Annotated in this window: 12 protein-coding genes and 3 tRNA genes; 6 read left to right on the top strand and 9 right to left on the bottom strand. The window is 45.8% G+C overall.

Features of this window, described 5'->3' with window-relative positions; genetic code table 11:
• The first annotated feature begins 204 nt into the window (after positions 1 to 204).
• Positions 205 to 492: a hypothetical protein gene (locus ACTHTA_RS04500; RefSeq protein ID WP_003683377.1), complete on the top strand. Its 288-nt coding sequence runs from the start codon at positions 205 to 207 to the stop codon at positions 490 to 492.
• A 62-nt stretch (positions 493 to 554) separates the two neighbouring features.
• Here ACTHTA_RS04500 and recR read toward each other — a convergent pair whose 3' ends face one another.
• The 4 genes from recR to rnr form a co-directional block, all read right to left on the bottom strand.
• Entirely contained in the window at positions 555 to 1,160 is a 606-nt protein-coding gene (recR, locus tag ACTHTA_RS04495; RefSeq protein WP_440364508.1) for a recombination mediator RecR, read from the bottom strand.
• A gap of 82 nt (positions 1,161 to 1,242) precedes the next feature.
• Entirely contained in the window at positions 1,243 to 3,096 is a 1,854-nt protein-coding gene (locus ACTHTA_RS04490; protein WP_308887290.1) for a SurA N-terminal domain-containing protein, read from the bottom strand.
• Between the two features lie 145 nt (positions 3,097 to 3,241).
• Positions 3,242 to 3,589, bottom strand: a complete 348-nt coding sequence (locus ACTHTA_RS04485) for an ArsC family reductase (RefSeq protein ID WP_308887289.1) — start codon at positions 3,587 to 3,589, stop codon at positions 3,242 to 3,244.
• Between the two features lie 81 nt (positions 3,590 to 3,670).
• Positions 3,671 to 6,166 carry a ribonuclease R gene (gene rnr / locus ACTHTA_RS04480; protein ID WP_308887288.1) on the bottom strand — a complete coding sequence of 832 codons (2,496 nt, stop codon included), beginning with the start codon at positions 6,164 to 6,166 and terminating at the stop codon, positions 3,671 to 3,673.
• A 79-nt stretch (positions 6,167 to 6,245) separates the two neighbouring features.
• Between rnr and ACTHTA_RS04475 the strand changes: the two genes are divergently transcribed.
• The 3 genes from ACTHTA_RS04475 (at position 6,246) to ACTHTA_RS04465 (ending at position 6,613) form a co-directional block, all read left to right on the top strand.
• Positions 6,246 to 6,332 (top strand) — tRNA-Leu (locus tag ACTHTA_RS04475).
• A gap of 39 nt (positions 6,333 to 6,371) precedes the next feature.
• Positions 6,372 to 6,458: transfer RNA gene (locus ACTHTA_RS04470), tRNA-Leu, on the top strand.
• A 64-nt stretch (positions 6,459 to 6,522) separates the two neighbouring features.
• A tRNA-Ser gene (locus ACTHTA_RS04465) sits at positions 6,523 to 6,613 on the top strand.
• A 179-nt stretch (positions 6,614 to 6,792) separates the two neighbouring features.
• Here ACTHTA_RS04465 and ACTHTA_RS04460 read toward each other — a convergent pair.
• From ACTHTA_RS04460 to dnaQ, 5 genes are all read right to left on the bottom strand, one after another.
• Positions 6,793 to 7,530: a thermonuclease family protein gene (locus ACTHTA_RS04460; RefSeq protein ID WP_440364142.1), complete on the bottom strand. Its 738-nt coding sequence runs from the start codon at positions 7,528 to 7,530 to the stop codon at positions 6,793 to 6,795.
• Positions 7,531 to 7,603: 73 nt separating this feature from the next.
• On the bottom strand, positions 7,604 to 8,275 hold the full coding sequence (gene rpiA / locus ACTHTA_RS04455) for a ribose-5-phosphate isomerase RpiA (RefSeq protein ID WP_154953726.1): 672 nt from the start codon (positions 8,273 to 8,275) through the stop codon (positions 7,604 to 7,606).
• A gap of 43 nt (positions 8,276 to 8,318) precedes the next feature.
• Positions 8,319 to 8,798 carry a 2-C-methyl-D-erythritol 2,4-cyclodiphosphate synthase gene (gene ispF, locus ACTHTA_RS04450; protein ID WP_308887286.1) on the bottom strand — a complete coding sequence of 160 codons (480 nt, stop codon included), beginning with the start codon at positions 8,796 to 8,798 and terminating at the stop codon, positions 8,319 to 8,321.
• A 32-nt stretch (positions 8,799 to 8,830) separates the two neighbouring features.
• A complete protein-coding gene (gene ispD / locus ACTHTA_RS04445) occupies positions 8,831 to 9,517 on the bottom strand; it encodes a 2-C-methyl-D-erythritol 4-phosphate cytidylyltransferase (protein ID WP_440364141.1) in 687 nt (228 codons plus the stop codon).
• Positions 9,514 to 10,251, bottom strand: coding sequence for a DNA polymerase III subunit epsilon (gene dnaQ / locus ACTHTA_RS04440; RefSeq protein WP_049352375.1), 738 nt, complete (start codon positions 10,249 to 10,251; stop codon positions 9,514 to 9,516). Before dnaQ ends, ispD begins: the two co-directional genes overlap by 4 nt.
• Positions 10,252 to 10,591: 340 nt before the next feature.
• Here dnaQ and ACTHTA_RS04435 point away from each other — a divergent pair, with 340 nt between their 5' ends.
• Together ACTHTA_RS04435 and ACTHTA_RS04430 are read left to right on the top strand one after the other, a co-directional pair.
• Entirely contained in the window at positions 10,592 to 11,068 is a 477-nt protein-coding gene (locus tag ACTHTA_RS04435) for a hypothetical protein (protein WP_003683363.1), read from the top strand.
• A 147-nt stretch (positions 11,069 to 11,215) separates the two neighbouring features.
• On the top strand, positions 11,216 to 11,899 hold the full coding sequence (locus ACTHTA_RS04430) for a 16S rRNA pseudouridine(516) synthase (protein ID WP_049352378.1): 684 nt from the start codon (positions 11,216 to 11,218) through the stop codon (positions 11,897 to 11,899).
• The last annotated feature ends 694 nt before the right edge of the window (positions 11,900 to 12,593 follow it).

Raw genomic sequence — 12,593 nt, 5'->3', positions numbered from 1 at the left:
CTCATTCGTTTGTCAAAAAAGGCTTATTGTACCGTAAAACCGACAGGTCGTCCGATTGCCCGACTGATGTAGCATTCAGGGATAAAGCGTATGTAAAACCATGTATCTTCCCGTAAATTCCGCCGAAAAACTTGCACAATCGGCCAATCGCCCTTATTCTGAAGCTGTGACACACTTTGTCACCATCAAAAAGGAAATACACTAATGAACAGCAAAAAATTCTTGGCCCTCGTATCTGTAGCTGTAGGTTTGTCATTCAGCTTCAATGCATATGCTGCCAAAGAAATCAAAATCAGTTCAAACAATACCGCTTACTCCGACGCCGATGTTCAAAAACTGGCAGCCACTGCTGTCGGCATGGGCGTAAAAGAACCTGTCAGCCTCAACAGTGGAAACGGTGTTGTTACCGTATCCGGCAGCAGCGCAACCAAATGCGCATTCAAAGTCGGCAACGGCGATACGCCTCAAATTCAAGGCGTCAGCTGCAAATAATCTGATTTAATCAATGAAAAGGCCGTCTGAAAGACTTTCAGACGGCCTTTTTATATTGCCATTTAAGATTGGATATTCCTTCTATCGTAAACAGCTTGAGCCAAAGTACCGGCATCCACATATTCCATCTCGCCGCCTAAAGGGATTCCCCTTGCCAATCGGCTGACTTTATAAGGAAGGTTTTTAAACAATTCTGCCAATACATATGCTGTCGCATCGCCTTCGGCTGTGAAGTTGGTTGCAATGATAATTTCCTCAATATCGCTCACCTGCAAACGGGCAACCAGCTTATCTAACGCTACTGCCGAAATATCCATGCCCTGCGCCGGACTGACTTGCCCCATCAGAACGAAATACAGGCCATCATGACAATTAGCCGCCTCCATACTGGAAACATCCGCCGGCATATGCACAATCATCAAGCGGCTTTTCTCACGTTTTTCGTCCGCACAAATTTCACACAAATCGCCCTCGCAAAATGTGTTACACATCCGACAATGCTGCACCTGTCTCAAGGCAAATTGCAAAGCATCCACCAACTCCTGCGCTTCTTCGCGTTTGTACTGTAAAAGCTGATAAGCCATGCGTTGTGCGGATTTCGGGCCGACATTGGGCAGGATTTTTAATGCATTAATCAAGCGGACAAAGGCATCAGGTTTTTTACTCATGATTTCAGACGGCCTTTTAAAAGATAGCTAAAAATAAGAAAACAGCCGGAATTTATCCGGCTGCCCTACTCAAATACTCTGCTTATTCGGCAGCATTATTAACTTGCTGTGCGCCTTGCTTACGATCGATTTTCTTACCCAAATACTGGAGTAAATTATCGAACACATTCGCAGAAAGCTGCTGAACCAAAGCCTGTTTGGCAGCCGGAATCTGTGAATCGGCATTTTCAGGAGCAGAAACGCTCTGAACTTCCATAATCACCGGTGCAGGCATACCTTCCAATAATGCGTACGCAGGTTTACCGCCGACAGGACGCGCTTTCAGCAAAGCCGCATAAGCTTCAGGAGACATGGTTTTGCGTGCATCTTGCGCACTCAATTGCGAAACAGGCGACCATTGAACATCGGCAGCTTTACCGGCTTTCAATGCAGCCAAAGTTTCTTGGGCTTTCTTCTCTGCCAGTTTGGCGGCTTCAGAGCGCAGATATGCTGCGCGGACAGTGTCTTTAACTTCTGTAAATGGTGCAATTTTCTCTTCGCGCACTTCTTTCGCACGAATAACCCAAACGGTTTCGTTGTTGATGGCAATGACTTCAGAATTGTGTTTTTTCTTCAGTACATCGTCGCTAAACGCAGCATTAATCAACGTTTCAGGCAAACCGGCTTCTTTGGCGCCCGCTTTGGTCACCCACTCATCCAAGTTTTCCACTTTCAAGCCTGAATTGGCAGCTGCTTTTGCCAAAGAAGATGGATCGTTGAAGGTATCTTCACCTAATTTTTCTTTGGCAGCGTTAAAGGCAGAAGCTGCTTTTTTCAGTTTCAAGGCTGCTTCGATACGCGCTTTGGCTTGTTCCAAAGTCGGCTCAGCTTCGACATTCAAAACTTTGATGATGTGATAACCCAAAGACGATTTAACGGTATCGCTGACTTCGCCTTTGCCCAATGCAAATGCCGCTTTATCGAATTCAGGTCCAAAGCCACTACCGCCGCTTTTGCTCAGGTAGCCCAAATTGCCGCCTTTGTTGCTGCTGGACAAATCTTTGGAGTACTTGGCCGCCAACTCGGCAAAAGCATCTGGGTGCGCTTTGAGCTCTGCAGCCATTTTGTCCACTTCGGCTTTAATTTCCGCATTACTTGCTTCATCTCCGTTAGGCATAACCGGAATGAAAATATGCGCAATTTCGGCTCTTGGCGACAAATCTACGCTTTTACTGTCGTAAGCTTTTTGTACTTCTTCCGCACTGACGGTTTGCTTGTCAGCCAAATCTTTGATGTTCAAAGCCACATATTCCAGCTTAACGGCTTGAGGAATCAAATAATCTTTCTTATGCGCTTCATAATACTTTTGCAAAGCCGCATCATCTACTTTTACTTGTGCCGCAAATGCTTCAGGGCTGAATGTAAATGAACGGATGGTACGGGTGGCCTGGGTCAGGTTAATCAACTGACGCGCTTGCGCATCGCTGACCAACGCACCGTTTTGCACCAAATTCAACAGATTTTGCAATTGGAACTGTTCGCGGATATCTTCGACAAACTGATCCTCCGTCATTTTGCGCTGATCCAAATACTTCTTGAGCAAATCCTGACTGAATTTGCCGGAAGCATCATGGAAATTCGGATCATCCACGATAACTTGCTTGATTTGTTCCTGAGACACAGCAATGCCCATCAGCTTGGCACCCTGCTTCAGGTAAGCTCTTTGCAATAAAGATTGGAATATAGCATCACGCGAAGGCGCATTATTGCCGGCAGCCTGCTCATTTTGTATCGCAATCTGTAAAGCATGCTCGCTGACCTTCTCATCCCCGACTTTGACAATGTAATCAGAACCCGGCGAAGACAAATTATTGGCACCGAATCCGATAAAGGTCAGACCAATGATACCTAAAACAATCTGGGCGGGTGTTTTATATTTTTCAACAATATGGAACATATTTATCCGAAAGAAAAGTTTGGCGTGGCAGCCGGAAAATGCTGCCGCAAAAATCTTAAAATCCTGAAAACAGGCTCAAAGCGCGTATTGTAACGTATTTTTTCGAGGCTTGCTTTTTCAGACGGCCTAAAAACCTAAAAATGCCTTATCCGAAAATTTCCTGATACGCGTCTACTGAAAATCCGACATGAACCTGTCCTTCTTTGACCAATACAGGCCGCTTGATGATGCTGGGATTTTCCATCATCAAAGCAATCGCACCTTCTTTTGTTGCGGCAAATTCTTGCGCATCTTTATCCAACTTGCGCCAAGTCGTGCCTCTTTTATTGAGCAAAATTTCCAAAGCTGCCTGCTCCAGCCAGCCATCAATCAATTCGGCAGTCGGGGCGTTTTTCTTAAAATCTACAAACTCAAACTCGATGCCATTTTCCGCCAACCAACTGCGCGCTTTTTTAACCGTATCGCAATTGGGAATACCGTATAGTTTTATCATCTTATTTATCCTTGGTTTTATTCATAAAATCACAAATTCAGGCCGTCTGAAACTTTTCAGACGGCCTGAATTGAATGCCGCCTATTTCTTAGCAGCTTTCTTCACTTTAATCTTCACGCTTTTGTGTTGAGCATTACTTTTACCCCCGGCTTTGACGGAAGCTGTTTTCGCCTGCGCTTTTTTCTTGCTCGCGGCTTTAGGTTTACTTGGCTTAGCAGGCTTGGAGGCAGGTTTACTTTTCACCTTGCTCTTCTTTGCCTTCACGGGAGCAGCCAACGCTTCATCAATTTCTTTAGCTGAAAGTTTACGCTTACGTTTCTCAACAGGTTTGTCAGCAGCTATTGGCTTACTCACAGGTTTCGCTTTTCTACTACCACGTTTCTTACCGACTGAACCGCCGCTGACTAAGGTCAAATCAATCTTGCTGGTATCCAAATCGGCTCGCGCGACTTTTACAGTGACCGTATCGCCCATGTTGAAACGGACACCGCTGCGTTCGCCCTCAATCGCCATAATTTCAGGACGGAAGTTGAAATAATCCTCTCCCAAATCACTGATATGTACCAAGCCGTCAATATGAATATCGTCCAAGGTTACAAAAATACCGAAGCTGGTCATGCCCGAAATCTTGCCACTGAAGACTTCGCCGACTTTGTCGCGCATATAATAAGTTTTCAGCCAGTTTTCCACATCGCGACTGGCATCATCGGCACGACGCTCGCAGAAAGAGGTATGCACGCCCAAAGCCTGCCAGGTTTTATTGGGTTGGTAAGTTTGTCCGTTCAATACAGCCTTAATGGCACGATGTACCGTCAAATCCGGATAACGGCGGATAGGCGATGTAAAGTGTGCATATGCACTATAAGCCAAACCAAAGTGACCGTCGCAATGCGGCTCATAAACCGCCTGCTGCATAGAACGCAACATCATTACTTGCAACAGCTCCGCATCCGGACGGTTTTTAAATTGCTCGGCAAGCGCAGCATAGTCTTTCGGCGTCGGATTATCGCCGCCACCCAAACTCAGCCCCAGCAAACCAAGTTGCTCGCGTAAAGTGGCCAGTTTTTCGGGAGTCGGACCCAAGTGATTGCGGAACAAAGCCGTATGTTTGTTCTTCAGCAAAAATTCTGCCGCGCAAACATTCGCCGCCAACATACATTCTTCAATCAGCTTGTGCGCATCGCTGCGGACAACAGGAACAATCTTATCGATTTTACCGTTGTCGTCGAAAATCATCTGAGTCTCAACGCTCTCAAACTCAACCGCGCCACGCTCAAAACGCTTTTTCTGCAAGATTTTAAATAACTGATACAGAGTATCGATTTGTTGCTTAAACGGATGATCCTGACCGTCTGAAATCCAATCCCAAACTTGATTGTAAGTCAGTCGCGCATGAGAACGCATTACTGCCGGATAGAAACGGTATTCCTTGATATTGCCGGCATAGGTAATCACCATATCGCACACCATACACAGGCGTTCAACATCAGGATTGAGCGAGCAGATACCGTTGGACAACTTCTCCGGCAACATCGGAATAACACGGCGTGGGAAATACACGCTGGTACTGCGTTCTTGAGCATCCACATCGATTCCGTCATCAGGACGGACATAATGGCTGACATCGGCAATCGCCACCACCAAACGGTAATTGCGGCCGACTTTTTCAGCAAAAACCGCATCGTCAAAGTCCCGTGCAGTTTCGCCATCAATGGTTACCAGAGGCAAATCGCGTAAGTCCACGCGCCCTTTCAAGTCGGTTTTACGCACATGATCGGGAATTTTCTTCGCGGCTTTGACACATGCTTCACTGAATTGATGAGGCAAATGGTGCTTGCGTACAGCGATTTCGATTTCCATACCGCTGTCGGCATAATCGCCCAACACTTCAATCAGCTTAGCTACTGCAGGACGATGCGCTTCAGGATACGTCTCAATTTCAGCCACAATCACTTGGCCGGATTGCGGTTTAAATTGCGCCACGCTTTCAGGTTCCAGCACGATACTTTGGCTCAAACGCTTGTCTTCCGCTTCCAAAATGGCCACGCCGCGATCCATATAAAAACGGCCGACCACTTTAGACTGCGCACGCTCCACCACATCCAAAACCGTACCTTCACGACGGCCTCTGCGGTCAATACCGGCAGGACGAACGGTAACAATATCCCCATGCATCACACCGCGCATCTGACGCTCATACAAAACAAAATCGCCCTCGCCTGTCGGCGTTAGCGGCACGGCAAAACCAAAGCCGTCTTTATGCGCTTCGACACGGCATTTAACCAATGCCAATTTCTCTGCCGCACACACCGCGCCACGTCGGTTGATCAACACCTGACCATCACGCGCCATCGCTTTCAGACGGCGTTCGAAGAATTCATATTCATCTTCTGTAATCGACAATTCATGTGCCAAAGCTTCGATTTTGGTCGGCACACCTTTTTGTTCCAATAATTCAATAACCCATTCACGGCTGGGCAGCGGATGAGCGTAACGTTGTTTCTCCCGCTCCAAATACGGGTCTTTTTCTCGTAAATTTAAAGATTTAGTATTTTTGTTCATTTTGATAGTTGACATTCTTTTTTTAAAATATATAATAGCTGCTTCTTCGCAGTTCAGGTAGTCAACTCTACCTTAAATTGAAGAATAAAGCAAAGCCCAGGTGGCGGAATTGGTAGACGCGCTAGCTTCAGGTGCTAGTGTCCTCACAGGCGTGGAAGTTCGAGTCTTCTCCTGGGCACCAAATATTTTGGTGCTTCTTTGCTTAAAGAAAATTTAAATTGCCCAGGTGGCGGAATTGGTAGACGCGCTAGCTTCAGGTGCTAGTATCCTCACGGGTGTGGAAGTTCGAGTCTTCTCCTGGGCACCACTAATAAATCAATCAGTCAAGTTTTCACATTATTCTGAAATAACAACTCAGGATAATAGTCCACAGAGAGGTGGATGAGTGGTTTAAGTCGCACGCCTGGAAAGCGTGTATACGTGAATAGCGTATCGAGGGTTCGAATCCCTTCCTCTCTGCCAGATACTAAAGACACCAACTAACGGTGTCTTTTTTCATATCTGCCCTTCTTAAAAATATTACATTACACTTTTATTTCTCTTACCCTCTAATCAGAAACCTGCCACACATTCTTATCTTATACTAAACCTTGATGATTAAAGGCCGTCTGAAAGTTTTTAGACGGCCTCTTTCTTAAAACTTACCAAATCCCAAACCATTGTTTATCAGACTGCTTTTTATTGCCGTTCTGCTGCTCATGGTTTTGACGGCGAAATTGCCAAGGCGCTTGCGGATTGTCTTTTTTCCATAAGCCTTTACGCTTTTCCTTGGCTTGTTTTTGTGCGGCCGAATAGTCGGTGTAAGCAGTTTTACTTTGTTGTTTTTGGGCATAACTTTCATAATGCCATGCGGCGCCATCCCGTATCTGCATCAAATTCAAGTCAATCGTGCCGACTGATACTTGGGCAACTTCGCGCTGGTAGCGGTCGGCTTCAAACACGCGGACTTTGGCTTTTTTATTTAGTGCAGCATCAATCAAATTGTCTCGTGATTGCGTACCATAGGCTTGATTGATTTCCGGCGCATCGATATAGGCCATGCGGATTTTGTGTTTCCTGCCGTCGCTATCGATAATGTGCATGGTATCGCCATCATGGATTTTGATGATTTTCCCGTTGTATGTGTAGAATTGTCGCGATGACTTTTGTTTTTGTTCCGGTTTGGGTTTAGCTTCGGCTTTGGTGTCAGATGTGGCTTTGACGACATTTTCACCCAGCCATTCATTGACCTTTTCTAAACCGATATTGTCGCCTTGTGCCAATGTGGCAGCAACGCTTACCCCTGTACGAATCAACTCGGTATCGCGTGAGCTGTAACCAAGCGCACCCAAAACAGATAAAACAACGGGCAACCATTTTATAATTTTACTGATTTGCATATTTTGCCAAATTGAAGGCCGTCTGAAAGACCTGATGCACTTTCAGACGGCCTTTAAGATTAATTAATCTTTATTAATCCTGACAAGGCAGGATGACTTTTGCACCTTCTGCCGTACCCAAAACCAATACATCGGCGGCATCACGGGCAAAAATACCGTTTTCGAGTACGCCGGTGATTTTATTGATTTCGTCTTCCATTTTCAGGGCTTGGTCGATATTGAGGCCGTGAACATCAACGATTTGATTGCCATAGAAAGTAGTATAGCCGACACGCAACTCAGGCTGTCCGCCCATGGCAAGCAGTTTGCGCGACACCAGCGAACGGGCATTTTCAACCACTTCTACCGGCAATGGAAATTTGCCCAAACGGGAAACATATTTGCTTTCATCGGCGATACAGACAAATTTATCGGATGCGCTGGCCACGATTTTTTCGTTCAAATGCGCACCGCCGCCGCCTTTAATCATTTGCAGCGCGTGGTTGACTTCGTCTGCGCCGTCAATATAAACTGCCAAACCCATCACTTCATTCAGTGAAACTTCTGGAATCTCGTATTTTGCCAAAAGCTCGCTGGATTTTTTAGAAGTAGACACGGCACCCTTGATTTTCTTACCGCTTTTACCCAAAGCTTCGATAAAAAAGTTGATGGTAGAGCCGGTACCGATACCGATGTATTCGTTTTCAGGAACAAATTCCACCGCTTTTTCGGCGGCAATACGTTTGAGTTCGTCTTGAGTTGCCATGTTGTCAGTCTTTCAGTTTGAATAATAAAGTAATTTTAAGCTCTTAGGCCTTAATCAGCAATACTGCCGCTTGCGCTTCAATGGCTTCCATACGTCCCAGATAGCCAAGTTTTTCGTTGGTTTTACCCTTGATGTTCACGCAGCTTTCAGGCAAACACAAATCTGCGGCAATATTGGCGCGCATTGCCGGAATGTGCGGCGCAAGTTTTGGCTTTTGCGCAATCACGGTCGTATCGACATTGACCACCTTCCAACCCAATTCCTGCACGCTTTGATAAGCCTCGCGCAACAGCACACGGCTGTCGGCATCTTTGAATTCGGCGGCAGTATCAGGAAAATGACTGCCGATATCGCCCAAACCGGCCGCACCCAACAGGGCATCGGTAATCGCATGCAAAAGCGCATCGGCATCTGAATGACCCAGCAAGCCTTTTTCAAACGGAATGTTGATGCCGCCGAGTATCAAATCTCGACCTTCAACCAACTGATGGACATCGTAGCCCTGTCCGACACGGATATTCATGTTTGTTTCCTTAAATAATGGGTTTTGATTGTTCAGACGGCCTTGAGCAACAATCTGACAATGTATTCGTCTTGAGGCAGCGTCAATTTCAAATTGCGCGTATCGCCCTGCACCAAGCACGGCCGGATACCCAGTTTTTCAATCGCTGACGCTTCATCCGTAATTTCACTTAAATCATCAACCGATAAAGCACGGTGTAACAAGGCCGTCTGAAAAAGTTGCGGCGTTTGCGCCTGCCATAATCCTGCGCGCGCAACGGTTTCCTCAATATGATGACTGCCGTCTGAGCGCTTGAGCGTATCGGCCACCGGTATAGCCAAAATACCGCCTTCATCCTTCTCACCCGCCTCATCAAGCAAACGTGTTAACGCTTCAGCAGTCAGGCAACAGCGCGCGGCATCATGAACCAAAATATTGTCTTGCGCCTCGGCCAAACCTTGCTCCAATAAAACGGACACACCATTGCGTACCGTTTCGGCACGACTTGCGCCGCCTACTCGAAAGACGCGTACTTTCTCAGACAGGGCCGTCTGAAAAACTGAATCTTCCGGTGAAAGAATAACGGCAATTAAATCTATACGGGAGTGTTGCTCAAAGATTTCTATGGTATGTTGCAATACGGCTTTACCATTGATTTCAACATATTGTTTGGGTTTTCCTGCGCCAAATCGCGCTCCCACACCGGCAGCAGGAATCAAAGCAATATTGCGGCGCCTCATGCTGACGCTCCGGCATTGGCCTCATCAGGCATTTCGGCCTTTCGCCATACACACGCTTCGCCTAAATCGTCCAAATATTTTTCATGTGCGGCCAGCTCGTCTGCATTGGCTTTGATAACTTTCAACTGCGATGTACGTTTGGTTTCGGCAATAACGGTTTGTTTGACTTCGCCCTCTTCTTCCGCCTCGCCGCCCATCAGGTCGAACTGCTGACGCGTCATGGCAAGATAGACTTCACCCAAAAGCTCGCAGTCGATTAACGCGCCGTGCAAGACACGTTTGCTGCGGTCAACGGAAAAGCGGTTACACAACGCATCCAAGCTTGCCTTTTGCCCCGGAAACATTTCACGCGCCATGGCCAGCGTGTCTGTAACTTTGCAACCGAGTTCCTCAATAGAAGGCAAACCCATGCGGCGGAATTCCATATTCAGGAAGCCGACGTCAAACTTGGCATTATGGATAATCAGCTCTGCGCCACGGATAAAGTCGGCAATCTGTTTACCCACTTGAGCAAACGGCGGCGCATTCTTCGCTTCCAATACTTCAATCGTCAAACCATGCACCTTCGCCGCTTCCTCCGGCATATCGCGCTCAGGGTGGACATATAAATGAAGGGTGGAGTCGGTCATTTGGCGGTTTATCATTTCCAAGCCGGCAAATTCGACCAGACGGTCGCCGTTTTCAGGATAAAGACCCGTGGTTTCCGTATCGAGGATAATCTGACGTTGGCTCATGGTTGGTAGTTTCTGCAATTATCAAAACGTCCTGAATCATACTGAAGGCCGTCTGAAATGTATAGTCAGCAAAACTTTAGCTACTTTTGAAATACCCTTTTTAGCTGGATTTTTTCAGACGGCCTTTATTCTTTTCTCATTTAATGGCCATCTATTACAACATTTTTGAGTAGAAAACCCAATTTCTAGAAAATTTTTTAAATTTAATTTCTTTAATAATTAATACCTTACTTACAGATTAAATAATAGGAACAATTATCATTTGCAAATTTAAAAAATCGCCGTATAATACAACCCATCGAGACAAAACAACCGTACAACAGAATGAAAGGAGAAGAAAATGCCCGAAAGTATTTTTAAGCAAGTCTCCCTTGACATTCTGAGACTGCACCAACAAGCCATCCGCTCTTTAATCGCTACCAAGTGTTGCGACGAATGTGAAGTACATGACGCAGTATTCATTACTTTAGATGGCCGATATTATGTTTGGCTCCCTTGCATGGGTAAATCGCCCCAATCAGAAACCGGCATCCTGCTGATTGAAGATGAAGATGGCAATACACGCTTGAGCTGGGTTGCCGGTACACGCGAAGTCAAACAAAAAGACAGTCTGTACAACCGCGTTGTTTCCGCCCTGCAAAGAAAAATGCAGCGCACGAAAAACAAGTTTATCCAGTCGGCAAACGCCCGATTGCTTGAGCTGACGCCGCAGCAAGGCCGTCTGACGACAAATAGCAAAGATTTCTCGCTTTCACCACATGACTTGATGAAAGCACTTTATCCGGCAACACATCAAATAGGAGAATTTGCCCTGTAACAGTTTTTGGTAGTGGTTTGTGTTCCTTTTGCGCCCCTTAAAATTTTAAAGGGGCGATTTTTTTTGCCCCTACTTTTCAGACGGCCTAAACACCGGTTTTCCAGTACAATAAAGGCCGTCTGAACATTTCTTACTTTTCAACCAACCATGCAACTGCTCAAATACATCCAATCACAAGGCCTCGGCAGCCGCAAGCAATGCCAATGGCTGATAGACAACGACTGCATTACCATCAACGGCGAAATCCATAATCGTGCCAAAGACAATATCGATCCGTCTCAAGTGCACACCCTGTCTGTTGACGGCGAAGAAATTGCCGCCGTCCCCATGCCCCATTTCTACATTCTGCTTCATAAGCCTGCGGATTACGAGACTTCGCATAAACCTCAGCAATATCCAAGCATCTTCAGCCTGTTTCCCGAGCACATGCGCAATATCGATATGCAGGCAGTCGGTCGCTTGGATGCAGACACAACCGGCATTATTCTGATTACCAACGACGGGCAATTTAACCACCGCGTTACCTCGCCCAAACACAAAGTTCCGAAGCTCTACCGCGTCACTTTGAAACATCCTGCCGACGATACCCTTTGCACCACACTCAAAAACGGCGTCCTTCTGCATGACGATAATGAAACCGTTGCCGCAGCCGAAGCAGTATTGGCCGACCCAATCACATTGATGATGACTATTACCGAGGGTAAATACCATCAGGTCAAACGCATGGTTGCGGCCGCAGGCAACCGTGTCGAGCAGCTCCACCGTGAGGAATTCGGCGACTGGAATGTCGATGATTTAGCCGCCGGAGAATGGAAATTTATCCAAATCTAAAAAAATTCCAAATTTTTTCGATAAATTTTTAAACAATATGGATTTTTTATTTATTTAAAATCAAAAATCTAAACCTTATTATTTTTATTTAACAGAATTTAACACTGTGAAGACTGAACTATTGTATAATTCGCCTGTCTGAGTAACGCTTGCTTCGAAAGAAGTGAGTAAGTGAGTAAGACGTTTTCCCCGTAATGTGTTTGGCCATCTATACTTTCCCCTTAGTATAGATGGTTTTTTTTTATCTAAAATTTGGCAACCAAGCGGGCGTACTTTCAGACGGCCCATCTCATCTAAAGAAGCCATCATTGCTAAACCCCGTCTCCACTCATTAACTTGCCATTACTCCTTTTCTCTTTCTCGTCTCTTCCGCATCAATCTGTGCCGTTCCCATTTCAGACAAATCGTTTTATAGAAAGAAAAACTATCAGCGACTATCCAAGCTAAGGTTACAGGATGTTATTAGACAGCCTTAGATAAATACCATCTTTGTTGCCGACATACTTGAAAGCACACCTTGGTGCTATCCAATATCCTCACAACAACCTTTTCCCATATCCTACTTTTCAGACGGCCTTTATCGTTACGGCTCTTTCAATCATTCATATCGCTTCAGCCAAATTCTCTGTTTGCAGGTTTTAATACCAATCAAACCAGATAAATCCACTAAAAATTCTTTACTACATGGTTTTTT

It is taken from the genome of Neisseria sp. P0013.S005, from assembly GCF_051958425.1.
In the GTDB taxonomy this organism is placed as follows: Bacteria; Pseudomonadota; Gammaproteobacteria; order Burkholderiales; family Neisseriaceae; genus Neisseria; species Neisseria subflava.
The sequence above is the reverse complement of the archived record's forward strand: the minus strand, read 5'-3'. Positions and strand labels throughout refer to the sequence as shown.